The sequence below is a fragment of the Sphingobium vermicomposti genome, assembly GCF_011762025.1.
Lineage (GTDB): Bacteria > Pseudomonadota > Alphaproteobacteria > Sphingomonadales > Sphingomonadaceae > Sphingobium > Sphingobium vermicomposti.
The window spans coordinates 155,445-180,077 of record NZ_JAASQR010000004.1 but is presented as its reverse complement, the minus strand read 5'-3'; the positions used below and the strand labels follow the sequence as shown (position 1 = coordinate 180,077).

Genomic DNA, 24,633 nt, shown 5'->3' with positions numbered 1-24,633 from the left:
TCCTTATCTTTAAGGATAGATGAGGCGCATTCCTTTTTAATCGACCTTAAGGATATCAGCTGCATACTCATATAATGCAATGGTTCATGTAATTTTTCGGACTATGTCGAATAGCGTCTGTGCAATTCTGTCGATCTGATCGCGGTCGATGATGAGCGGCGGCGATAGCACGATGGTGTCGCCACTGGCGCGAACCAACAGCCCCTTTTCAAAGCACTCCAGGAATAGCTGATATCCGCGTGCGCCGGGTTCGTTTGGCCGCGAAGAAAGCTCGACCCCCGCGATGAGGCCCATGGCACGAACATCGACGATGTGCGGCGCATTTTGCAGTTCCAACAGGCTGCGCTGCCAATGATCCTCTAGTTCGGCAGCGCGGGTGAAGAGGCCGTCGCGCTGATAGATGTCAAGGGCGGCAAGCCCAGCTGCACATGAGGCCGGATGACCGGAATAGGTATAGCCATGGAAGAGCTCAATCGCGGCCTCCGGCCCCTGCATGAGGCCGTCATGAACATCGCGCGACGTGAACACGGCACCCATCGGCATCGCGCCATTGGTCAGCCCCTTGGCAGTCGTGATGATATCGGGAACAACATCAAAATGCTGGGAAGCGAAAGGACTGCCAAGACGACCGAACCCCGTGATGACCTCGTCGAAGATCAGGAGGATGCCATGCCGGGTCGCTATCTCACGCAGGCGCTTCAAATAGTCACGTGGCGGCAGCAACACCCCTGTCGATCCCGCGACCGGCTCGACGATCACGGCGGCAATGGTCTCTGCGCCGTGCAACTCGACAAGACGCTCAAGATCGTCGGCCAGTTCGGCCCCATGTTCGGGAAGGCCCTTGCTCAGCAGGTTGCGGCTCGGATCGTGGGTGTGCCGCATGTGATCCACGCCATGCAAGGTCGTGAACATCCGGCGATTATTGACCAGCCCTCCGACGGAGATCCCGCCAAAGCCGACACCGTGATAGGCGCGCTCGCGCCCGACCAACCGGGTGCGCGTGCCTTGGCCGATGGCGCGCTGATAGGCGAGCGCAATCTTGAGCGCCGTGTCGACGGATTCGGAACCCGATCCGGTGAAGAAAATCCGGTCAAGACCGGGAGGCGCGATGTCCGCAAGGCGTTCGGCGAACTGGAACGCGAGAGGATGGCCCAACAGAAAACTCGGGGCGTAATCCAGGCTCTCAAGCTGGGCTGCGACCGCCGAAGCGATCTCCTTCCGCCCATGTCCCGCGTTTACGCACCACAGGCCGGCTGTGCCGTCGAGGATCTCGCGTCCGTCGCCGCTCCGATAATACATCCCGGAGGCTTCAACCAGCATCCGCGGTGCCGCCTTGAACCTCCTGTTGGGCGTGAACGGCATCCAGTAAGCATCAAGTTCTGCTTTATTGTCGAAATTCTTCATTCGATTTTGCCCGCTAATGTCAGGATATCTGAGCGCTTTTCCCCGCCCGCCGCAAGGCGTTTACTGGCCATCATGTCGGCGTTGATTTTCCGGGGAAATGCCTTCAATGTGTGCGATATATCGAACGATTCAGCAAAAGAGAGGCATTCGGATGTCGGACGTGGAAATTGGATCGCGCTTGCGCCGCGTACGCGAAATGGCTGGCATTTCTCAGCGTACTTTGGCCAAACGTGCTGGCATTACCAACTCTACTATCTCGCTGATGGAGTCGAACGGGACAAATCCATCGATAGGAGCGCTCAAGCGCGTGCTTGATGCCATGTCCGTTAGTCTGTCTGACTTTTTCGCGATGGATGAAACGAGCAATGACCAGTCTTTCTATCGCAGCTCTGAGCTTACGGAAATCGGAAACGGCCTTATATCCTTGCGCCAGGTCGGCCGAAGCATGACGGGACGGCAGTTGCAAATCCTGTCCGAAACTTACCAGCCCGGCGCGAGTACTGGGAAGATCAGCCTTACACATGAGGGCGAAGAGGGCGGCGTGGTAATCTCCGGCTTTCTTGAAATCACCGTCGATGATGAGAAACGGGTTTTAGGACCTGGAGACGCCTACAGCTTCGACAGCAGACGCCCGCACAGCGTGCGCTGCGTGGGCGATGAGCCAGCACGGTGCATCAGTGCATGCACTCCCCCGAACTTCTAGGCTCAGGACTTAGGGTTCCATAGCTCGATCCGTGCCCTGAAAACACACCTCACCGCTATAATAGTGATAATGCCGTATCGACGCTAATCGTCCGGAAGGTCTGCCGCATGATGTCATTCTCTAGGATGGCGTCATGATATGTTCTTGCGGTTATTTTATCGTCTTCACTTACTTCATTCAGCCGACCGCGCACGCGCTGCGCCAGCTTCCTTGTATAAAGCTTATTAGCGGCATCGCCAACATCGAGATAACTCTCGATATTCTCTACTAGCTTCATTGGCTCCAAGGCCAGTTCGACGTCATCACGCAGAAGAGATTCCCGCGAGATAATCGCGACATCCGCATCACTGGTGCGTCCCTGGACAGAGTAGGCGTAGCAATGCCGGATGCGATCGCGCGCCGACTCCGGCTCTTTCCAGGGGAACGTCAAATCGCGGGGAGTTCCGTCAGGAACCACAAGGTGCGTAATCGCCCGATCATTGATCGCTTCTAGCATCGCGCCGGGCTCCTCTGAAACGAAGACCTCCCGATGGGGTACGATATCGAAGCTCGACAGGTCGCCATGGGGGCCGCCCGACTGAAACACGTAGACTTCCGCATAATGCGGCGCCTCCCGCCGGGTCGGGCGCACGTCAAAATAGGCAGCGGTCGCTAGCTGTATCAGCATGCTCGCGCCCAGCCCTCCCAGCGGGGAGTTAAGAACGACACCCAGCCGATCGTTAGGCTGCCAGTCGAGCCATTTTTCACGGTCCGCCGCCTGGCCGTCTACTTCGATCTCGAACATCGAGCTCTTCAATGAGAAAGCGGTATGCATATCTACCTTCCGCAATTTTGTGCGGGACCGGGCAATGCCATCTTCCTTCGGACAGCTCGCCCTGGCCCCCTCTTCCGTCCGGCAGGCCGGATTTGCGGTGGACGGAAACTTTGCCGTCGCCACCGCCTATCCGACCGCTATGTCAGTAATCCAGGGTTGGCGTAACCGTCATGGAACGAAGCTTCTCCGAAGCGGATTGCCAGGGTGAATCAAATCCATTCACGACAGAGCTGTAACCCAGCACCTGGCGGAGCATCCGGGACGCGCCTTCTACCGTACGAGGATCGAGGACGAGCGGAAAGTTGACCAGCGGTCGGCACCAGGGCGGACAGTAACCAAAGTTGATGGACGCCCGCTGCCGGTTGGTCGAGATGTTGGCCCCTGTACCGTGGAGTAGCATATCCGAATAAATGATCAGTGACCCAGCAGGCGCAACCGCGGGAACGGATTCATAGAATGTTGCACCAGACATATCGATCCGGTCGTTCCAGCGATGGCTTCCGGGAACAACGCGCGTGGCGCCATTTTCCTCGTCAAACGGGTCAAGGCACCAGATAAACCGCGCTTGATATGGAACAGCTTGATCATGGGTGTCCCGTGCGGCGTCCAGATGGATGAACTGCGCCGCACTGCCCGGACGTGTGACATTGGCATCGAGACTTTGGACGAGATAGCTCTCATTCAATACCGTGGGGCCCAGGATGTGCTTGACCATTTCCAGCAGGGCAGGCTGCTCGAGGAGTTCAAGAAAAACCGGGTGCCGATCAGGCAGCCGATCCAGTCGACGGTTCTTGGCATCGGGATCAACAAAGAAATTACTAACCCGGCTGACGTCTTCCGCCTCCTCACGAGCAATTTCCGAAACCAGCACCTGCCGGGCAAGTTCGACCTTGTCAGGCAGAATAGCGCCAGTCAAAATCGCATAGCCTGCGCGGTCCACATCAGCCTTTGTCGTCTCAATATCGGCTGTAGGCTGCGGCAAGGGGCCGTCGAAATCCAGCGGCACTACCACTGCCGGTTCGATCTTTTCCGTCTTATAGTCATCTAGCGAAATTGTGTTCCCAACGGCCATGTTACGTTCCTTACGCTTAGCTTTAATTTGCAGCGTCCCTGCAAAAAAGATGCGAGAAATAAACGGGGGCGGCACCCGGCCACCCCCCCCTTCATCTTTTGCCTAGACAGAAGAAATGCCTAGTCTGGTGTATACAAACTGGATCTTATCCTTCGGAACATCGTTCCAAAGCTCATCCTGAACATTCATTCTGGAAGTTAGGACTTGTGCGATTTCTCGCGAGTTCCGCCCTTCCCTTCTACATTCAATGCGCCGCTCAACATTCAGAACGCATAGCGGGCACGCGCGCCATACATCCTGGGCTCTCCATATAGTGAATTGGTGAAGAGCAGCGAGTTAAAGGTGTTGGCATTACCCACCCGATACAGCTTGTTGGTAAGATTAGTCGCATAGAAGCCGACATCCAGCCCACTTCCGGCAATCTTGCGCCAATCGATTGACAGGTTCAGCGTGCCGTAAGGCTCAAGCTTTTCATTGGGTTCGCCAATGGAAGGCGACGAATGCTGAGAAGATGTGTGCGAATAGTTCACGAACATCGCCAATGTTCCAAGATTGCCGCCGATCGGTTGTTCGGCCGACACATGGAAACTGTAGATATAGGGTGCCACAAACTGGAAGGGAAGGCACTTGAAGCTGGCGGTTCCGCCGACCGGAATGACGCCGCCGCTACAATCTGCAACCGCAACGTTCACAGGTGCTTCGTATTTTGTGTACTTGGCATCGGTGTAGCTGAACGTGCCGCCGATCTCCACGCCCTTGATTGGCCGGATCGAGGCATCTACCTCAACGCCCTGAATCCTGGCCTCGGCCCCCAGCACCCGGGAACCGACCCCGTTGGTATCGGGGTTGAAGTCTCCACTGGCGCGTTGAATGTTGGCGTAGTCGAGATAATAATAGGCGGCGTTCAGCCGGGTTGGCATGTTGGCGACCCGGAAGTCGGACTTGAAGCCAGCTTCATAGGAAGTGACGGTTTCGGGTGAAAAGGTCGCGGTGTTCGCGAACACCGCGCCGCTGTTAAACCCGCCCGCCTTGTAGCCGCGACTGACCTTGGCATAGACCATAAGGTCAGGCGACACACGATAGTCAACGCCGACGGTCCAAGTAGGCCTGCTCGTCTTGAGCGTGGCGCCGTAAGCGCAATCCTGGACAGGATCAATGACATCGATGCTCGGGTTGAGGGAGCAGCGAATGGTCCCCACGGGGTCCGCCGGATCGGTGCTCGCGCCATAGCCATATCCGGCACCTGTGACCTTATCCCAGGTGTTGCGAATGCCCCCTGTCAGTTTGAGGCCCTCAAGCGCCGGTGTCGCCAGGCCAAGATCAATCGTCGCCTGCGCATAAAGCGCCTTGGAACTGTTCTTTACCGAGTAGCCCGTCACGCCGACAGGGCAGAACCCCGTAAACGCCGCCGGGCAGAATACGACATATCTGACCTCCTGCAAACTCGATGGGCGCTGATCAAAGAAGAAGCCGCCTACAGTGACTTCGAGACGCTTGTCGAAAAAGCTCCCCTGAAGCTGAAGTTCTTCCGTGATTTGCCTGAAATCATCGAGTGGTCGACCGCTTATAGCGTTTTCGTAGACCAGTGGAGTGCCGTCTCCAGGCAGGGTCACCTGTCCTGGCGCTGGTAGAACCGAGGCATTGTCATCTTCCGCCTGGAGCACAGTCGCATCAGGATCGGCGCTATAGATGGTGCGATAGCGCTGATAGCTCACGATATTCCGAAGCGTGATTTCGTCACTGACATCGAATGTGGAGGTATTGGAGACGCCCCAAGTCTTAGTCCGTGAAAATGTGTCGACACTGAACGCAGTCTGCCGCGGACCCAGAGCTTCCGCATTGGCGGTAGCCGCGCGGTAGACATCGCACGATGCGATCGCGCCTGGGATCGTGGGGCCTTCATAGCAAAGCCCGAAGCCGGCCAGTGCGTCGATATTATAACCGCGATGAATAAGACCGACGCCATTATTCTTCGAATTCGAGCCATACAGCATCGTATAATTTTCGAAGCGCTCGCTGGGACGGAGCGTCAGACCGACGCGGCCGGAATACCAGTGCAGGTTATCGCGGTCCTTGTTCCAAACCACATCGCGCGTGTAGCCGTCACGATCCTGATAAGCGCCCGCTACGCGAAGCAGGACCTTGTCATCCACGACGGGCACATTGATCGCGCCTTCAAACTGGCGGTTATCGTAATTGCCCAGCTTGGCATCGACATATCCTTCAAATTCGTTCGTCGGCTTGTGGGGGACCAGCAGTACGGCGCCGCCCGTGGTATTCCGTCCGAACAACGTACCTTGCGGGCCGTTCAGAACCTGCAGATTTTCAAGATCGACGAAATTGCCCGCGCCGCCTTGCTGATTGGCGGAAAACGCAGCAGGCAGGGGAACTTCGTTGAGGTAGACGACAACGCCCGGCGAGGATTGGAAAGTGGAACCCTGACCGCGGATCGTGAAGATTTGGGACTCGCGATTGGAATTGCCGCCGCTGCCCACGACAAGCGAGGGGACCGAAGCCTGAAGATCCTGCGCCTGGGTGATATTCTGCTGTTGCAGGCGCTGCGGTGAGAAGGCAGTGAGGGAGATTGGAACGTCTTGCGCGCGCTCTTCGCGGCGCTGGGCGGTGACGATAATTTCCGGATCCTGGTCCCCATAAGCGGGAGACGCTTGCGATGCAGGCGAGCCAGCCTGCGCGAGAGCCGCGCTGCTCCAAATGGAAGCCAAGATAGCGGTCGCACAGAAGAGTTGCGAACGCGCCGAGTTCTCGATCTTGCGGCTCATGTTTTTCCCCTCAAATGGCTCGTCCGGTCCAGCTTTACCCGGCCGCACTTTGATTTTAATTTGCGTTTATAGTCCTCAAATTATCCGCTCGTTATACTCTTTAAAAGAGTGCAGTTCTAGTTCTCAAATGAGGCCGCGCAACGTCGTGTACCGTATCTTATAGATGTTCCTGTAGATCGCCCGAGTAAGGTTCTTTGACTCCGCGCCCGCTTGCGGGAGGCGTTTGCCTCAGCGCGACCAACGGATCGACCCAACTCCCCGCGTGTCCATAACCAGATCCAATCTCGTACCCCATCAACTTGAGCAGATCGTCTGGCAGGGTCCGAGCAATTTCTTGCGGGCAGGCGAGGTACTGATTTTCCTCCTGGCGCACCCAGCTCACAGCATAATTGACCGCTTGCGCGCGTCGAATGTCGTTGGACCGGTTGGCGCCCCCTGCATGCCAAAGCTTACTCGAGAAAATCATGACCGACCCACGCGCCATTTCGGCCGGCAGCGTATCTTCGATCGTGTATTCGGCGCGTGGGCGGGCATGGCTTCCCAGTACAACGCGAGTCGCACCATTTTCCTCGGTGAAATCGGTAAAGGCCCACAAGGTGTTGCAGGACACTACGTAGTCGTCGGGAAACGGAAAACTGTCGAACGCCATTTCATCCTGATGGATGAGCTGCGCCGGGCATCCCGGTTTCAATGAGATCAACTCTGTCGCACCAAGCTGAATGACCGGGGAATGGCTGAGCACGCCCTTCACGACGCCCAGAACAAGGGGGTTCATCACGAGATCGCGGCCTGTTTCCGAATGTGCGATCAAATTGCCGACACGTTGGCTTCCATTCCCAAACCACTCATTCTCGCTGAACGGAGCGGCATCCGTATATGGGCGCAAGTCCGCCAGAACTTGATCGACAACGGACCCCGGAATCAACTCATCTATGATCACCTGGCCATATTCGCGCACGACCTCTGTCGCTTCTTCGACAGTAGCGGTATTTGGCAAATGCTGAAGCTTCATCGTGATATTCTCCTCGGTTCAGCTCATATTGTCGCGCGACTCCAATAACCTATGAAGCCGCCCTCTTGGCTGACCCGAATCCCCGGGCTGGGCGCAATATGGTTCAGGCGGGCCTTCACTTCCTTTCGCGAAGAGATTTCGCTTAGTCATTTGCCCGCTTATTTGAAATCATCTGATCCCTTTTTCTCTCTAACCGCAAGATGTTTACTGGAATTACAGAAGTAACTGATTTTCAAAGACAATTATCTCCCCTGTGCAATATATCGAACGGATCAAACAGAGGAGGCGTAAGTCGACCGACGAGTGGAAACTCCGTGCTTTTGCTCAGATAGGCGGGCCGCTTCGACCGATCCTTTCCCCGCTCGTGGTAGGAACAGAAAGCTATTGGCCACAGCGATAGCAAACGCGTCCCGCCCATGTGCATCGTCCAAGTCCAGCCGAACAAGATTTCTGTCCTGCCGACACCCAGCGTCATCAGTTATGTCGATTGAAGCACCGTCATCTGTATGAATATCCTCATAGCGGCTTGGATCCCACTCCATCACAGTAGAACACCCCGCCTCATCTCATGGGATCTTTTGATAATATCGCCGCGACCGATGGCGGCATGTGGCAGACCTTGCTGTAACTCAATTTCCTCTTGCAGCACGGGGGACATCCCCATATGAAGACATTCTCTATAAAATTCTGCCTCTCCGCAGCCCTATTTTCACTGAAATCAACAGCTTGGCTTTCTAGCGCAGGTGATACGTGGCGGTGGCGGGGACAGCAGCTCTATTTTTAACGCAATTGCAGGGGATACATGATGCCGACTCAGGCTTTCAGCTATACCAAAATCGTCGTCGCCGATATCGAAGCCAGCGAAGCCTTCTACGGCAGTGCCCTGGGCATGACGACGGTAATGCGCGGCACAATGGGCGAAACCGATTGGGCGCATGAAGAATGCGTTATGACGACCACTGGCGAAATGAGCATACCGATGCTGCAGCTCATCCGCTATCATGACAAACCGGTTCCCGCGCCCACTGGGGTGTGGCTCGGCTTCAATGTCACCGATCTGGATGCCGTGATCGAAAAAGTCGGCGCGGCCGGCGGCAGCGTGCTGATGGCACCCAAGCTGATCGAGGAACATAACCTCATCCTCATGGCTGCGGTGGTCGCCGATCCTGAGGGGCACATGATCGAGTTGATCGAGATGTTGGGCGACAGCTAAAAGATCGACCTCTCTATTTAATAAGATGTTCGCCACCGATATGCTGCCCACGCTTTCGACACTTCGGCGGCTAACACAGACTGTAGGAAGGAAAGGCGCCCCATGGACTTGCAGCTGAAAGGAAAGACGGTCGTCATCACCGGCGGCACGCGCGGTATCGGCGCGGCGATGGCTGAGCTATTTGCGCGGGAGGGAGCGGACGTAGCGATCTGCGCGCGCGATGCGGACCGTATCGCGTCCACTGTCACAAAGCTGGAAACCTTTGGCGTCAAAGCGTTTGGAGCAGCCGTGGATGTCAGCGATAGCGCGGCGTTGCAGGATTTTATCCATAAAGCCGCCGAAACGCTGGACGGCATCGACATGTATGTCGCCAATGCCAGCAGCATGGCCCAGGGCAATAGCGAAGCGCATTGGCGGGCAGGCTTTGAGTCCGACGTATTGGGCGTTGTGCGGGCCGCTGAGGTCCTGATCCCTTATCTGGAGGCGGCGGTATCCCGTAAAGGGGACGCCTCTTTCCTGACCATTTCTTCGATGGCGGCGACCCAGGTTGCGGCGGCGAATGCCTATTCCGGCATGAAAGCGGCGCTTACGAACCTGACCAAGGGTCTATCCCGCGAATATGCGTCCAAAAAGATCCGGTTCAACACCATTTCGCCAGGTGTTATCTATGATGAGGATGGCAGTGTCGGCAGATTGCGCACGACAAACCCAGATTTTTACAATGCGCTGCTGGAGATGAATCCACTAGGACGCATGGGTGTTCCTGACGAAGTTGCAGCCATGGCGGCGTTTCTGTCCAGTCCTTTGTCGACCTTTACCACCGGGGCCAACATCATCATAGATGGGTCGATGTCTACGCGCGTGAATTTCTGACGTAGACTTTAACCGCGTTGATGGGTCGGGCAGCCGCCCCTCCCGACGACATTGATGGAAGAACGCTAGAGATCCCCAGGGTCGGTTATGAGACCACGGCGAGTGCTGCTGGTTGTCGGGTCGCAGCCCTAGAAAAGCGTCGGAGAACCGCCGGGATCTCTTCGACAGGCCCTTAGAGGTCCCCCCTGCCTGCGGGCCACCTGCGGCGGATGCTCAAGGTCGCATGTAATTGCGAAGCAGCTTCCCTTGCATAAGTCCGGCCGGTATATACCGCTGCGACATCCTTGCTTCGCTTTCATGCAATCTTGGCATAGCTCAATGCGATTTCTGTACTTCTCCGTGCCCCCACTTCGCAGATAACACCCCACCATCTCACCTATTTAATGGAATGAAAATGGGCGCCGCCGAACAGGAAGAAACGTTTTCAGATATTCGCGAAGGCATCCGCAAGCTTTGCGCGCGGTTCCCTGGCGCTTACTGGCAGGAACTGGACGCTGAACGGCGGTACCCGACCGAGTTCGTGACGGCGCTAGCCAGCGAAGGCTGGCTTTCGGTGCTGATTCCAGAAGAATATGGCGGGTCGGGACTGGGCCTGTCCGCTGCCATCGCCGTGCTGGAGGAAGTGCACCGTTCGGGCTGCAACGGCGGCGCGGCGCATGCGCAGATGTACACGATGGGCACCCTCCTTCGCCATGGGTCGGAAGAGCAGAAGGCGCGCTACCTTCCCAAGATCGCGTCGGGTGAGCTTCGCCTTCAGGCGTTCGGCGTGACCGAGCCGACAAGCGGCACCGACACGACCCGCATCAGGACCTTCGCCAAGCGCGATGGCGACGATTATGTCGTCAACGGCCAGAAGATCTGGATCAGCCGCGCCGAGCATTCCGACCTGATGGTCCTGCTGGTGCGCACCACGCCGCGTGAGGAATGCGCCAAGCCTACCGATGGCATCAGCGTCCTGCTGGTGGACATGCGCGACGCCGTGGACAATGGCCTGACCATCCGGCCGATCCGCACGATGCTGAACCATGCGACGACAGAGTTGTTCTTTGACGACCTGCGCGTGCCGGCAGAAAATTTGATCGGTGAAGAAGGCAAGGGCTTCCGCTACATCCTGTCCGGCATGAATGCGGAGCGCATCCTGATCGCGTCCGAATGCATCGGCGACGCGCGTTTCTTCATCGATCGCGCCAGCGCCTATGCGAAGGACCGGTCCGTATTTGGCCGCCCGATCGGCCAGAATCAGGGCATCCAGTTCCCTATCGCACGCGCTTATGTGCAGACGACTGCCGCCGCTGCGGTGGTGGATCGTGCAGCGGCGCTGTTCGACGCGGGTGTGCAGCCGGGCACGGAGGCGAACATGGCCAAGATGCTGGCTTCCGAAGCGTCATGGTATGCCGCCGACATGTGCGTGCAGACCCATGGCGGCTTTGGCTTCGCGGAAGAATATGACATCGAACGCAAGTTCCGCGAAACGCGCCTTTATCAGGTTGCGCCCATCTCGACGAACCTGATCCTCAGCCATGTGGCGACGCATGTGCTGGGCCTGCCCAAGAGCTTCTGATGGGTAACGTGCTGGAAGGCTTGCTGGTCATATCGCTGGAACAGGCGGTGGCCGCACCGCTGTGCACCAGCCGCCTTGCCGAGGCGGGCGCGCGGATCATCAAACTGGAGCGTGCGGAAGGAGACTTTGCGCGCGGCTATGACTCGGTCGTTCATGGCGAAAGCGCCTATTTCGTCTGGCTCAACCGCGGCAAGCAGTCGCTGCGCATCGACCTTAAGGACCCCGCCGACGCGACGCTGGTCGAACGGATGCTGTCGAAAGCGGATGTCTTCGTCCAGAATCTCGCGCCCGGTGCGGCCGCACGGTCGGGTTTTGGATCGGCTGACCTTCGCGCCCGCTATCCGCGCCTCATCACCTGCGACATCACCGGCTATGGCGAGAGTGGCGAAGCAGCCGGGATGAAGGCCTATGACTTCCTGATCCAGTGCGAAGCAGGGCTGGCGAGCATTACCGGCACGGCTGACGATCCTGCGCGCGTGGGCGTCTCGGTCGCCGACATCGCCTGCGGGATGAACGCGCATGCCGCGATCCTCCAGGCGTTGATCGAACGGGAGCAGACCGGCAAGGGGCGCGGCATCGCCGTGTCGCTGTTCGATGGGTTGGCCGACTGGATGACGGTGCCGCTGCTGCATTATGATTATGGTGGCAAGGCGCCGTCGCGCGCTGGCCTCAAGCACCCATCGATCGCTCCCTACGGCGCCTTTCCGACGGCGGACGGATCACAGATCGTGGTGTCGATCCAGAATGAGCGGGAATGGGCGAAATTCTGCGCCACGGTGCTCGGCGACGCAGCCATTGCAACCGACCCGCGCTATGTATCCAATACGCTGCGGTGCGCCAATCGTCCGGAATTGGACGCGCTGGTCGGCCGCGTCTTCTCCGCAGAAACGCCGGACGCATTGATCGCCCGGCTGGAGGCAGCGGGCACGGCCTGGGCGCGACTGAACGGCGTCGATGGTCTATCGCGGCACAGCCAGCTTCGCCGCGTCACCGCCGACACCCCGACCGGCCCCGTCGCCTTGCCAGCATCACCTGTAAGGTGGGATGGAGAGGAAGCGGTCGCGCTGCCGGTTCCCGCTTTGGGCGCAGACGACGAAGCGATCCGCGCGGAGTTTGTGTGAGCAAAGCGACCGAACATCGCACCGACATAGCCGCTCCCCGTCAGGCGCACTTGCTTGCGGCGCTGCTCGATCATGACAAGGCACCATGGGCGCCGGGAGAATTGCCGCCGCTTGCCCATTGGCTGCTATTCCCGCCCGATACGCGTCAATCGGGGATGGGCCCCGATGGCCACCCGATGCGGGAGGATGATGGTCTGCCGCGCCGGATGTGGGCCGGCAGCCGCGTACGCTTCCTCGCGCCGATCCTGCTCGGCAGCGAAGTAGAGCGCGAAACGAGTGCGATCGCGGTCAATGACAAGCAGGGGCGATCCGGGCGGATGCGCTTCGTCACACTGCGTCACCTGCTGAAGGTCGACGGCCAGGCCTGCATCGTGGAAGAACAGGACATCGTGTATCGCGAAGCGGGACGCAACGGGGCACCTCCTCCGCCCGAAACACTGGCTCCCGCGCCGCCTGTAGCGCGCTCCGTTACGATCGATCCGGTGCAGCTTTTCCGCTTTTCCGCCCTCACCTTCAACGCGCACCGCATCCATTATGACCTGCCCTATACGCGCGATGTCGAAGGATATCCTGGCCTGGTCGTCCATGGCCCCTTCATTGCGACCTTGCTGATGGATCATTTCCTGCGCAACGTTCCGGGCGCGCAGGTCACGCGCTTCTCCTTCCGCGCGCAGAGGCCGATCTTTGCGGGTGACGAGTTCACGCTGGGGCTGTCGCCGGAGGATAAGTGCGGCGACCTGATGGCCATCGATCATGCGGGCGGGCTGGCGATGCAGGCGCGGGTGGATATCCGCTGATGGCCCGCCTTCCCAATCCAGGCTGGAAATCGCTGCTATTCGTCGGCGCCGATCAGCCTGAACGGATCGCAAAGGTCGCGACACGCGGTGCGGATGCGGTCATTCTCGATCTGGAAGATGCTGTTCCGGCTGCTGGCAAGGCGGCAGCGCGCGCCGCATTGCCCGACGCGATCAACACGCTGGCGTCACAGGGCCAGCCGCTCGTTATCCGCATAAACAGTGCGTGGCGTGACGTCTTGGCGGACCTGGATGCAGCATTGCAGCCGGGCGTGACTGCGCTGATGGTGCCGGGCTGCGAACGGGTGGACCGGCTTTCCGTACTCTGGGAAATGATCAGCGAACTGGCAGCTGAGCGGCAGCTTGATCATACACCCGGCCTCATCGGCCTAGTCGAAAGCGCCGCCGGTCTGGTTAACTTGCCTGAGCTTGTGGCCTTTCCGCAGATGATCGGCCTCGCCCTGGGCCCGGAAGACTTGGCGCTCGACATGGGTGTGAGTCCGAGCGCCGAACTGCTCGACATGCCGTCGCGCCAGATGGCGCTTGCGGCACGGGCGCATGATTTGATGGCGCTGGCTGTTCCGGTCTCCATCGCCGCCTATGCCGATGCCGACGCCTATCGCGCCGCTGCCCTGACCGGACGGAGCTGGGGCGTCACCGGCGCGATTTGCATCCATCCAACTCAAGTCGCAATCGCCAACGCAATATTTCAGCCGAGCGAGCAGGATCTTGAAGAGGCGCGCTCGATATTGGAGGCGTGGGCCTCACGCGATGGCGGCGGCGTAGTCAGTCTGCGCGGTCGGATGATCGACCTGCCCGTGGTGGAGCGCGCCCGCCGCCTGCTTGACAACCGGTAGACGGCGCGCGCCCTATCATCCTACACCGCCAGGCTGGTCAATTCGCCAACCTCCGGCAAAGTGGCGAGATCAAGTGCTGCCGTGGAAAGCGCGTCCGCCTTGTCAGCCCCTAATACCGGAGCGGCAAGCGCCATGAACTTCGTCAACAGCTTGTCCGTGCCAAGGAAGTTAGATGGCTCGCCTAGCGGCACGACAACTTTGCGGCTGAATGTCTGACCACGCGCCGCGATGGTGATTTTACCCGACATATTAGTCGGAAATTCCGCCTCGATCTCCGGATCGTGGATGCAATCGACCTTGGGCAGCGTTGCACGGATGACCGGATCGTTCAGCCGCTGATAGCTGTCCCACTCCATCGCTCCTGTCACCAGGGCGCAAGAAAGCACGAATGGCGCGCTGAACTGTGCGTCCACGATATTGCGCGGATTGCGCTTATGCTCGATGGGCGCGCCGACCAGCAGCAGGCCCGCGTTCGACAGGCCATAGGTGATGCTCTCCACCTCGTCCGGCTGCAATCCATGTTCCGATCGCAGCGCCAGCACCGCATCGATGCCGGCATGGCCGTAGCGGCAGGACGGATAGGGCTTGATCCCCGTATGCATCAATTCGTAAACCGAGCCGAGGTCCTGCACGACCCGCTCCGGCCTGGGCGAAGGCGCATAGCCTTGAAGGAAGCCATGACGTCCTTCGATCGCTTCGGCAGGCCCTTTGTAGCCGTTGCGCGCCAGCGTCGCGGCGGTCAGACCCGCCATCGCCGCCCAGCCCACCTGAAACGGCTTGGTCTGAGCGCCATCGGCCAGGAATTGGAGGCTGCCCGCGCTCTGGCTGAGCGCGATGCCCAGCGCAGCGCTGATCCCGGCCGCATCGAGACCGAAGATCCGTGCCGCCGCCGCCGCCGCGCCGAACACGCCGCAGGTCGCGCTGGGATGAAAGCCGCGCGCATAATGATCGCCCGCTGGAAGCGCGACTGCAATCCGGCAGCAAGTCTCATACCCCGCGACAATCGCGGCGAGAATGTCGGCACCGGACGCGCCCGTCATCTCCGCTGCGGCAAGCGCAGCCGGAATGACCGGCGCACCGGGGTGCAATGTCCCGGCGGCATGGGTGTCGTCAAAGTCGAGCGCATGGGCGAGCGCGCCATTCAGCAGCGCCGCGCCCGCCGGGGCATAGCCCGCTGGGTCGCCGAACACTCGTGCGGTGCCATTGTCGAGGCCCATTGCGGCGACGGTGGCGAGCAAGGGCGGGGCAACCACAGCTTCGCTGCGCGCTCGCACGATGCTGCCGACAAGGTCGAGCAGCAGAAGTGACGTGCGTTCGACAACCTCTGCCGGAAGAGATGCTGTCGAGACGTTGGCACAAAAATCCGCCAGGGTTTCTGTAATTTTCATGATGCTTTACCTGATGATGAAGGGGTTTGAAACGGGAGAGCCAAGGTCGATCCACACGCTCTTGGTCTGCAAATATTCGTCCATGGCTTCCTGCCCGCTTTCACGGCCGATACCGCTGCGCTTCGTGCCGCCAAAGGGAGCCATGAAGCTGACCGCGCGATAGGTGTTTACCCATATAGTGCCTGCTTCCACGCGCTCGGACATGCGGATGGCGCGGCCGATGTCCTGCGTCCACACGCCGGCAGCAAGGCCATAGGGGCTGTCATTCGCGATCGACAGCGCCTCTTCCTCATCATCGAACGGGATGATGGCCAGCACAGGCCCGAACACTTCCTCGCGCGCGATCGGCATCTGGTTATCGACACCGGTGAAGATCGTAGGCTGCACGAACCAGCCGCCCTCCAGCCCCTCGACAGTGGGCAGGCCGCCGCCCAGCACGCATTCCGCGCCTGATTGGCGCGCGCTTGCGATATGGTCGATTACCTTGCCCCGCTGCGCCAAAGTCGTGACCGGCCCCACCTGCGTGTCGGCAAGTTTGGGATCACCGATGCGAGCGGTGCGCGCGATGGCGACCAGACGCTCCACGACCTCATCATGGACATTGCGCTGCACGAGCAGGCGCGATCCCGCGATGCAGGTCTGGCCCGATGCCGCGAAGATGCCGGACACCGCGCCATAGACGGCGCGTTCCAGGTCCGCATCGCCGAAGATGATGTTGGGCGATTTGCCGCCCAGCTCCAGCGTGACCTTTTTAAGGTTTTCCGCGGCGGAGCGATAGATTGCGATGCCGCCCGGCTCGCCCCCGGTGAACGCGATCTTGGCAATATCGGGGTGCCTGACCAAAGGCTCGCCGCATTCCTGGGGCAGGCCTGTAACCGTATTGACGACGCCCGCCGGGAACCCCGCGCGTTCGAACAGCTCGACAAAGGCGAGGGTCGAGCAGGATGCATGTTCCGATGGCTTGATGACTGCCGTGTTGCCCGCCGCAAGCAATGGCGCCAGCTTCCACGCCAGCAGCAATAGCGGCGAGTTCCAAGGAGTGATGCAGGCGATGACGCCCAGCGGCTCGCGGCGGGTGAAGGCGTGCATCAAAGGCTTGTCGATGGGCAGGACATGGCCCTCCATCTTGTCGGCCAAGCCAGCGAAATAGCGGTAATAAGCCGGGAGGTAGCCAAGCTGCGCGCGCATTTCCGCGATCAGCTTCCCATTGTCATGCGTTTCTATCTGCGCCAGCCGCTCGGCTTCTTCGGCCAATATGTCGGCGAAGCGATACAGCAATGCGCCACGCGCCGTTGCGGTCAGGCCACGCCATTCTGGCGAACGAAATGCAGCGCGCGCCGCTTCCACCGCCGCATCGACATCGGTGGAGGTACAGCGCGGGATCAGGGCCCAGGCTTCGCCCGTCGCAGGGTCAAGGCTTTCCAGCCATTCGCCGCCATCAGCTTCCCGCCCGCTTCCCGCCAGCAGGTTGCAAAACCGCTCCAGATCCTCTGCCATTACGCTCCTCAAACTGAACTCGGCGGAGCCTATTGCGAATTTTGCTAAATCAATAGCAACAATCTACGCGTCTAGCTATGTCGGTTGGGCATGATCGAACAGGAGCGCGTGAGTGGATTTCCGGCGGCTTGAACATTTTCTGAAAATCGCCGAACTCGGATCGCTCAGCCGGGCGGCCGACCGGATGCGGATCGCCCAGCCCGCCCTCAGCCGTCAGATGCGCATACTTGAGGAAGAGGCTGGCACACCGCTGTTCTTCCGCCATCGCCGCGGCATGCAGCTCACCCCGGCGGGCGAGGAACTACGCCAGCATATCGCGGGTCCGGTGCGGCAGGTCCGGCAAGCCTTTGAGGACATAAAATCTCGCTCCGCAGAAGGAGGCGGCCAGATCGCCCTCGGGATTCCCCCCACGGTCAGCTATATCCTGGCAGGGCGGCTCGCCCGGCGCGTTGCGGAGCAGGCCCCCAACATCTCGCTGCGAATTGTCGAGGGATATGCGGGACACCTTATCGACTGGCTGCAACGCGGGGAGATCGATGTCGCCCTTCTTTATGGTCCGGCATCCGATTTGCAAATGAACGTCGCGGAGATGCTCTATGAAGAGTTGGTTCTGGTGGGTCCGTCCTCCTCCGCGCTCGATCCCGCGACGCGGGTTTCGATCGAGGAAATCGTCAAGCTGCCGATCGTATTGCCCAGCCAATCTCACGGCCTTCGCCTGATCGTGGAGGCGGCAGCGCGCAAGGCCGGGGTGCCACTCAATGTCCGCTATGAAGCAGATTCTTTCCTGGTGCTGAAGGAACTGGTGGAATTCGGGCTCGGCTACACCGTACTGCCCCTGTCGTCCATGAGCCGGGAGGTCGATGCAGGCATCCTGCGCTACGCGCCGATCGGTCATCCACCCGTTGTCCGTCAGCTGGTGCTCGGCATACCGCGCGAAGAGCAAATGACCCGATCGACGCGCATCATCGTTCGGCTGGTACGCGAAGAAATCAAGCATCTGGTGGACACCGGCGTGTGGGAAGCGCAGCTGCAATATTGACTGTCGCGTGACTGCGCGCTTTTCGGCAATTCCACAGGCAAATCGCCGCTTGCCGCTGTAGCGTCTGCAAATCGAGCGTGCGGCGGTGGCAGCGGCAGTCGCGGGGCCTGTGCGTTTGTAATGCGGTGAGTGCCTTCGAAGTCTTGATCGTGCTGCTGTCGGTTGGCCGGAGGCGACACCCGCCGTCACCAGGGATTGGCTGAATAACCTAGAAGGATCGATGCCAGTTTCGCGTGGCTGCAGACGGCGTTGCTCGCCTTTAGCTTCCGGTGCTAGACGCTAGGCAAGGCACATTGTCGGCGGTCCAATCGATCTCATTTGTCGCGGGCACTCGTCTGCTCGCCTTGGTATCGGTGTTTTTGCCGCTCGGATTGTAGCTTATCCATGCCATGCTGTTGTCGAACAGAGCAATCCGGCCATTGTCGCGCTTCGCTTTGGTGGCATCAATTTCTTTTTGCTCAATTCGCGATCCCCGGACCATGCGCAGCGAGCCATCATATATGTCGAAGGCGCGGTAATAGGCCCGACCGAACATCCGGTTGTTGATATCGTCCTTGTGCGACCACTGTTCCGGCTTGGTCGTCGACGGCAGACGAACCGTAGTGACGTAACAGCTGAAATCCGGCTTGTTGTAGAATGGCAGTGCCTGATCCTGCTCAGCAGCGCGTATCCGCTTTTCGGGCGGGCTGAAGCCGCCGCCCGGCAGTGCCAGCGATCTCATTCCATCGCCATCATCGTCCCAGTCGACTGCACCGGTGCCGATGATAGTCAATATGCTGGCCTGTGCCTTCACATCATAGCGCCACTGAACATCTTCGATGGTCTGCCATGTGTTTCCGATCGCATTCTGCCGGAACGCGCTGAGCAGTTGCGCGGGCGTCGCTGCCGCAAACTGAACCTCCTGCTGCAAGCCTTCGATCCCGCGCCTGATGGTCGTATTGGTAATCCGCGCAGGCCTTTCAAATCCGGCGCGCGCGTCGACCTCGAACAGCGTAATCTCATTCGGACGCGAGGCAGGCGCCCAGCTCAGTTGCTCAAGACTGCTTCCCTGCGCGGTCAGCGGAAGAACCCATTGATAGGGTATGACCGGTTCTGCACCAGGCGGTACGACTGCAGGCAAGGTGCCATCAAGCCAATAGCTCTGTCCATCGACCCGCGCCCGCACCAGCACATGGTCGAACATGCGTGGGCTGGGCAGCCGCTCGTCAAGGCCATCATCCGTGCCGCTATTGTTGACCAGCACCGCCTCCGCTTCGACACCCAACTCGCGCAACAATGCCAGCAGCAGCACCGTCTTGGCCTTACAGTCGCCATAGCGCCGTTGCCATGTCTCATCGGCTCCCGCCGGCGTCAGATTGCCGCCATTCAGCCCGACATAAATATAGCGAACGTCCTGCTGCACCAGTTTGAGGGCAGCAGCGGCGCGATCCAACGGCTTCGCATGGGCTGCAGCGATACGTGCGGCCTCCTGCTTGAGCGACGAGTTGGCGTTTGGTTTTGAAGCATTGGCGAACAGCGGCGCGAAAAGGCGCGATATGCCCTGCCAGTCGCTGAAACTGCTATATTCGACCACCCTCTGCCACTGATAGCGAGGAGGAGCATCTTTCGGCGGCGTCAGAACGGTGGGGTTGTCGAATCGATAATCGATCGCATTCGCGCCCTGCTCAGCCACCGTCGACATATCGCTGGTCATCTTGACCGCTGGCTTGTTTCCTTCTTCCCAACTCAATCGAAGATGATATCGACCAAGCGCCGGCTCGGAGGCGAGGAGAAGCAGGCCGGCATCATCCTTCCCCAGTGTGGGATCGCTGGCGCGGAGGGTCGCGGCGAACTCTATTTCGTCCCCGACCCTCAGATCTGGCACACGCAAAACGGCGGTGAGATTGCCGTCCAACCTTGCGGCTTCGAGTTGGTCTTCTCGGCGCAGTATTTCGAACGAGGCCGTCTTCAGTATGTCGATGACCTGGCCTTCGCGATGGATTTTGATGACATGGACAACAGGCGAACCAGCGGCCGGGTTCCAGGCCAGCGACAGGTTGCCAAGCTGCAGCGCATTGGGATGGAGGATCTTGATGCGGTAACCATTATAGAGCAGGTGCCCCTTGCCATCCAGATGAACCTCCGTGTCCTGACGGCGGATAAAGACAGCCCCTGCGGCATCGCCCGGTACAGGCATCGCCTCCGACTGGACGGCCCATTTGGGTGCAGGCCCGGTTTGGATCTGGCTTCCGGCTGCATCAGCGGCGGTTCCGGCAAGCAGGCTCGCCAGGCAAACAGAAATCTTGAAACGCACAACACCCCCTAAGATTCGTGCCATAATGTCGGCAGCTCTAGGATAAGCAAGTGTTTGATGAGGCTAGAAATCGCCGTGCAGACATCCAAGTTCTATTCGGCTGCGCGGCATCAAACTGTTCGTAGGAAGCAAGCCGCCGCATGGGTCTCTAAATACAAGGCGATTATGCACTTTAAAGTGCATAATCGCCTTTGTTTTCCGTATTTTCCGAGTCTTCCGGTGAGCCGCCCGTGTCACGACAGCGGAAGGTCGGCTTTTCGGAGATAAGAACGGGGAGTGGATGTTCCCCAAGGGATCGTTACCCGCTTAGTGGATCAGCCTTTCCACGTGACCGAGTTTGTCGGGGTTGCGCATGACATAGATCGCTTTCACCCGGTCGTTTTCAATAAGCAGAGCTGTCGTCTGCAACATGCCGTCTGCTTCGCGCGTAACAAAGCCGGGTAGGCCATTCACGAAAGCCTGCATGACTAATTCCGGATTGCCGCGCCGCAGGCGGAAAATTGCGGACAGTCCGCGCATCACCTCAACGGCTCCATCAAGAATGCGGCTTGCGGCGGGGCGTTTGCCGCCACCGTCGGCATGGAAGCGGACATCGTCAGCAAGCAGCAAGCCAAGCTTTGCAGAATCGCCAGCCCGAGACGCTTCGCTAAAGGCCTCAGCGATCGCCAATCCATGGTCGCGTTCGACAGGAAAGCGCGTCCGCTCTCCGCGTACATGCTCCCGCGCACGGGCCGCAAGCTGGCGACAGGCCGCAGCGTCTCGGCCAATGGATCGTCCGATGGCATCGAAACTTTCGCCGAACACGTCATGAAGCAGGAACGCCGCCCGTTCGAGCGGAGAAAGGCGCTCGAGCGCAAGCATGAGAGGAAGGGTGACGTCCTCTACCGGTTCCGCCTCCACGATCGGTTCGGGGAGCCAAGGGCCGACATAATTTTCCCGCCGCACTCGCGCGGATTTGAGGTGATCGATGCAGAGGCGGGTCACCATGCGGCGAAGGAAAGCGGCCGGGACGCGCACCGCTTTCCTGTCGGTCCCGGCCCAGCGGATGAAGGCCTCCTGCAACATGTCCTCCGCATCAGCCATGGAGCCGAGCATGCGATAGGCGACGCGCAGCAAAGTGGATCGCTGCGCGTCGAAGCTGATGACGCCATCGTCGATCACGCCGCCCAGCCAAGCGTAGGGTTGTAGAGATGGAAGCCGACGGCCAAGCGGTTCCATCCGTTGATGACATTGATCGCGAGCGTCAATTGCACTTGCTCCTCCGCACTGAACTCTGCCGCCAGTTTGGCATAGATCTGGTCGGGCGCCCGCTTCGTTGCGACTTCAGTCAGATGGTCGGTCCAACCGAGCGCGGCCCGTTCACGGGCGCTATAGCATGGAGCCTCCTCCCATGCGCCGAGCAAATGGATGCGCTGCTCCGTCTCGCCCGCCTTGCGTGCATCAAAGGTGTGCATGTTTAGGCAGTTGGCGCAGCCGTTGATCTGGGAGGCGCGGACCTTGACCAGTTCGAGCAAGCTCTTTTCAAGACCGGATTTTTCTACCTGCATCGACAGATCGTACCAGGCTTTAAAGAGTGGACCGCCTGCGGCGTAGACATCGGCGCGGTTATTCATGTGTCGGATCCTTTCATTGCTGTTGGATATGGTCATGACGAGACACCGCATGGCGGTGTGACATGGCTGACACTTTTTTGCGGTGGCTACATCCAGCGGAAAGCAGGAAATCCTCGCCAGGGGATAACTATTCGACAAGCCAAGGGCTTGACGGCCTGCAGCCCCGTCGCACCGCAGATAAGTCGCACCATTGTCGCCTGTCCCACTCAAGAAAGTTGGTGACTTCCAAGTTTTATGCGCATATCTTTCGGTCTTCTGCATCACGGAAGACCAAAGAGAGGACGGAAATGGCTGAAGTGGGAACATACCATGAGGTCGCAAAAAACATGGATACGGCTGACCGTCGACCCGTTAAACCCCTGACATTCGATGGCCCTCTGCCCAAACCGACGGAGGACCCGGGTCAGTTGCGCAAGGATCTGGCTCGGGCTGGCTATGCGATCGCTGCGAACGTGTTTTCAGGTCAGAAGGCTCGTGAGATGCGCGATTTTGTCGTCGCCGCGATTACGGAGGAGGAGCAAACCAACGAAAGCAGTGTACGCGGATTTTACACTGACAACGACGATCTCAATCGGCGGCTTTTCGGTCCGCAATTGATGAATCGTCACGAGTTTTTCCGTGATCTCGTCGAACATCCCCTTCCTTTGCAATTCACCAAGGAAATGCTGGGACCGCAGACCCTGAACGAGTCCTACCTCGTCCAAAGCTACGGTGTGAATATGACCCGGCCGGGCAGTCTCGCTCAGGGCATTCACCGCGACCGCAGCGGGGCCATGCCATTGTCCGCCGGCGTGATGCAGACGCGATTCATCTGGTGCCTTGATGACTTCGATGAGGAAAATGGCGCCACACGTGTCGTACCCGGCAGCCATCTTGACACCGAACCCCAGGACTGGGGCCTGCACTACGAATCCGTTCCGGCCGAGGCTCCTGCCGGATCAGTCGTCATCTACGATGATTTGCTGCTTCACGGGGCGGGTGCGAATAAATCCAAGGATCGCGTCCGCGCAGGGGCAATCATCGGCTACTGTCCACCCTGGTGGAAGCCATCAATCAATTTTCCGATGGCGATGAACCCCGCCGCGTTGGAAGGTTCATCCGTCAGGCTACGTCAGTTGCTGGGTTACAGTTCTACATCCGTCGGCTTTGAATATCCTTGGGAGTTCGCACCCCCAGAGGTGCGCGCCCTTATCGTCCCGCCGGCGATGGATTGGTAATGTCAGGCGATCTGCGGGCCGTACTCGGCAGTTCGAGACGGCCCGCAGACCAACGCCTGCTTAACCGTTGACGGGTCAACGCCGAACCGCTCTAGTTCGCGTGACGCGCGTTGCCCGGCCGATCAGGCCAAAGTCGATAGCCGCAGCGAGGGACGCTGAAATGAGCAGCAATATCGCCAAACGATAATCGCCCATCGTGTCGCGAAGCCATCCTGCGACCGGTGCGCCAAAGGTAAATGGCAGCGTGAACGCACCCAACAGTCCAAGGACGCGCGGGAATGCCGCTACTCCAAAGATCTGCGCTACTAGCACGGTAACTACTGGAAAAATTGCCGCTCCTGATATGCCCATGATCGCCATTGCCAGGGCGAGAGCGGGGAGCCATCCGCTCATCGAAATGATCAGCCAACTCACCGTCAGGCCCACACCAGCCAAACCCAGCGTCCGCGCGGTGCCAAATCTGTCACATGACAGTCCCGCGAGGACGGACCCAAAGATGCTCGCAAAGCCCTTGATCGACAGGAGGAGCATCCCCCAGCGGGATGCCACACCATATTCGGCCGCAATGGCCACGATATGGGCGGAGCCGGTGATGGTGCTCGCCTGAAGAATGCCTTCGCCCAGCAATATGGCCCAAAATAATGGCTGCGTGAGGATGGCCGGTCGCGAACCTCCGGCGCTAGCGGCGTCCACGGCGGCATGTTCAGGCTGATCGCTTTGCGGCGGTTCCGACACGCCCAGCAGCACAGGCAGCAGGAAAAGGTGCAACGCCGCTAGGCTTAGGAAAAATGCGGGCAGGCCAAATCGCTGCATCACCGCCACGCCGAGCAGGGGAATGAAGGTGACGAGAAACGGAATATAGGCGATCCCGACCGCGCGCCCCCGCGCCTCTGGATGCCAGTTCCCCGCCAAAATGCTGGGTGGCAAGCCCCCAAGCAGGGATGCGCCGGGGCCGATCGCCAACAGGCATACGGCGAGCATCGCTTCTATCGATTGGACGAGGGCAAGCAGGATGTAGCCCACCGCCGCCAGCATAGCGCCCAGCGTCATCGTGCTGCGCAGACCGATCTGGGAGATCATTGCCGCGACCAGCGGGCCCAGCCCGCTCATGGCCAATACGGTGAGGGCAAGAGCCAAGGCGGCCATGCCCCGCGTCGTGTCGAAGCGGTCCTGCACCGCCAATATGCTGGTCGCAAAACCGCCAAAGGCACAGCCGGTCGCCACATTCTGCGCCAGAAACGCGCGGATGAGCATCATCTGGGCTGTCCGAGTGCCGCGTCCATCGTGCGCGAGTTGGATTATCATGAGCGCTGCTGTTCATCTCTTCATGATGTAGGGTGCAAAAAGACCGACCGGGGATCAGTCCCCGGTCGGCAACAATA

20 protein-coding genes and 1 pseudogene are annotated in these 24,633 nt (G+C 59.4%); 9 read left to right on the top strand and 12 right to left on the bottom strand.

Annotation, left to right across the window (positions count from 1 at the left end):
• Positions 1-84 precede the first annotated feature (84 nt).
• Positions 85-1,404, bottom strand: coding sequence for an omega-aminotransferase AptA (aptA, locus tag FHS54_RS14215; protein WP_167304767.1), 1,320 nt, complete (start codon positions 1,402-1,404; stop codon positions 85-87).
• 151 nt (positions 1,405-1,555) lie between these two features.
• Between aptA and FHS54_RS14210 the strand changes: the two genes are divergently transcribed.
• Positions 1,556-2,107 (top strand): cupin domain-containing protein, encoded by a 552-nt coding sequence (locus tag FHS54_RS14210; RefSeq protein WP_167304765.1) that lies wholly within the window; start codon positions 1,556-1,558, stop codon positions 2,105-2,107.
• 55 nt (positions 2,108-2,162) lie between these two features.
• Here the strand turns inward: FHS54_RS14210 and FHS54_RS14205 are convergent, their stop codons facing one another.
• The 4 genes from FHS54_RS14205 to FHS54_RS14190 all read right to left on the bottom strand — a co-directional run bounded on the left by FHS54_RS14205 (position 2,163) and on the right by FHS54_RS14190 (position 7,785).
• A complete protein-coding gene (locus FHS54_RS14205; RefSeq protein ID WP_167304763.1) occupies positions 2,163-2,891 on the bottom strand; it encodes a hypothetical protein in 729 nt (242 codons plus the stop codon).
• Between the two features lie 172 nt (positions 2,892-3,063).
• Positions 3,064-3,993: a phytanoyl-CoA dioxygenase family protein gene (locus tag FHS54_RS14200; RefSeq protein ID WP_167304762.1), complete on the bottom strand. Its 930-nt coding sequence runs from the start codon at positions 3,991-3,993 to the stop codon at positions 3,064-3,066.
• Between the two features lie 263 nt (positions 3,994-4,256).
• Positions 4,257-6,773 carry a TonB-dependent receptor gene (locus tag FHS54_RS14195; protein WP_167304760.1) on the bottom strand — a complete coding sequence of 839 codons (2,517 nt, stop codon included), beginning with the start codon at positions 6,771-6,773 and terminating at the stop codon, positions 4,257-4,259.
• A 157-nt stretch (positions 6,774-6,930) separates the two neighbouring features.
• Positions 6,931-7,785 (bottom strand): phytanoyl-CoA dioxygenase family protein, encoded by an 855-nt coding sequence (locus FHS54_RS14190; protein WP_167304758.1) that lies wholly within the window; start codon positions 7,783-7,785, stop codon positions 6,931-6,933.
• Between the two features lie 802 nt (positions 7,786-8,587).
• Between FHS54_RS14190 and FHS54_RS14185 the strand changes: the two genes are divergently transcribed.
• From FHS54_RS14185 to FHS54_RS14160, 6 genes are all read left to right on the top strand, one after another.
• Entirely contained in the window at positions 8,588-8,998 is a 411-nt protein-coding gene (locus tag FHS54_RS14185; protein ID WP_167304756.1) for a VOC family protein, read from the top strand.
• A gap of 102 nt (positions 8,999-9,100) precedes the next feature.
• On the top strand, positions 9,101-9,871 hold the full coding sequence (locus FHS54_RS14180; protein WP_167304754.1) for an SDR family NAD(P)-dependent oxidoreductase: 771 nt from the start codon (positions 9,101-9,103) through the stop codon (positions 9,869-9,871).
• Positions 9,872-10,265: 394 nt separating this feature from the next.
• Positions 10,266-11,432: an acyl-CoA dehydrogenase family protein gene (locus tag FHS54_RS14175; RefSeq protein WP_167304752.1), complete on the top strand. Its 1,167-nt coding sequence runs from the start codon at positions 10,266-10,268 to the stop codon at positions 11,430-11,432.
• Positions 11,432-12,553: a CaiB/BaiF CoA transferase family protein gene (locus FHS54_RS14170; protein WP_167304751.1), complete on the top strand. Its 1,122-nt coding sequence runs from the start codon at positions 11,432-11,434 to the stop codon at positions 12,551-12,553. The genes FHS54_RS14175 and FHS54_RS14170 overlap by 1 nt, the downstream gene beginning before the upstream one ends.
• Positions 12,550-13,350 (top strand): HTD2 family dehydratase, encoded by an 801-nt coding sequence (locus FHS54_RS14165; RefSeq protein ID WP_167304749.1) that lies wholly within the window; start codon positions 12,550-12,552, stop codon positions 13,348-13,350. Before FHS54_RS14170 ends, FHS54_RS14165 begins: the two co-directional genes overlap by 4 nt.
• Positions 13,350-14,204, top strand: a complete 855-nt coding sequence (locus FHS54_RS14160) for an HpcH/HpaI aldolase/citrate lyase family protein (RefSeq protein ID WP_167304747.1) — start codon at positions 13,350-13,352, stop codon at positions 14,202-14,204. Before FHS54_RS14165 ends, FHS54_RS14160 begins: the two co-directional genes overlap by 1 nt.
• A 20-nt stretch (positions 14,205-14,224) precedes the next feature.
• Here FHS54_RS14160 and FHS54_RS14155 read toward each other — a convergent pair whose 3' ends face one another.
• Positions 14,225-15,592, bottom strand: a complete 1,368-nt coding sequence (locus FHS54_RS14155; protein ID WP_167304745.1) for an MmgE/PrpD family protein — start codon at positions 15,590-15,592, stop codon at positions 14,225-14,227.
• 6 nt (positions 15,593-15,598) lie between these two features.
• Positions 15,599-17,089, bottom strand: a complete 1,491-nt coding sequence (locus tag FHS54_RS14150; RefSeq protein ID WP_167304744.1) for an aldehyde dehydrogenase — start codon at positions 17,087-17,089, stop codon at positions 15,599-15,601.
• A 112-nt stretch (positions 17,090-17,201) separates the two neighbouring features.
• Between FHS54_RS14150 and FHS54_RS14145 the strand changes: the two genes are divergently transcribed.
• Complete coding sequence (locus FHS54_RS14145; protein ID WP_167304742.1) at positions 17,202-18,128, top strand: LysR substrate-binding domain-containing protein; 927 nt, start codon at positions 17,202-17,204, stop codon at positions 18,126-18,128.
• A 259-nt stretch (positions 18,129-18,387) separates the two neighbouring features.
• On the opposite strand, the gene FHS54_RS14140 is transcribed toward FHS54_RS14145, so the two are convergent.
• The 4 genes and pseudogenes from FHS54_RS14140 to FHS54_RS14130 form a co-directional block, all read right to left on the bottom strand.
• Positions 18,388-19,821, bottom strand: a complete 1,434-nt coding sequence (locus FHS54_RS14140; protein ID WP_243855819.1) for a transglutaminase domain-containing protein — start codon at positions 19,819-19,821, stop codon at positions 18,388-18,390.
• Positions 19,822-19,869: 48 nt separating this feature from the next.
• Positions 19,870-20,304 (bottom strand): annotated as a pseudogene (locus FHS54_RS16460) (DUF3857 domain-containing protein); the annotation flags it as partial.
• Between the two features lie 423 nt (positions 20,305-20,727).
• Complete coding sequence (locus tag FHS54_RS14135) at positions 20,728-21,639, bottom strand: sigma-70 family RNA polymerase sigma factor (protein ID WP_167304740.1); 912 nt, start codon at positions 21,637-21,639, stop codon at positions 20,728-20,730.
• The gene (locus tag FHS54_RS14130) at positions 21,579-22,034 is read right to left on the bottom strand and encodes a carboxymuconolactone decarboxylase family protein (RefSeq protein ID WP_167304738.1); all 456 of its coding nucleotides are present in this window, start codon (positions 22,032-22,034) and stop codon (positions 21,579-21,581) included. Before FHS54_RS14130 ends, FHS54_RS14135 begins: the two co-directional genes overlap by 61 nt.
• 287 nt (positions 22,035-22,321) lie before the next feature.
• On the opposite strand from FHS54_RS14130, the gene FHS54_RS14125 reads away from it, so the two are divergent.
• Positions 22,322-23,251, top strand: a complete 930-nt coding sequence (locus FHS54_RS14125; RefSeq protein ID WP_167304736.1) for a phytanoyl-CoA dioxygenase family protein — start codon at positions 22,322-22,324, stop codon at positions 23,249-23,251.
• A 75-nt stretch (positions 23,252-23,326) separates the two neighbouring features.
• Here the strand turns inward: FHS54_RS14125 and FHS54_RS14120 are convergent, their stop codons facing one another.
• Positions 23,327-24,508 (bottom strand): MFS transporter, encoded by a 1,182-nt coding sequence (locus FHS54_RS14120; protein WP_167304734.1) that lies wholly within the window; start codon positions 24,506-24,508, stop codon positions 23,327-23,329.
• Positions 24,509-24,633 lie beyond the last annotated feature (125 nt).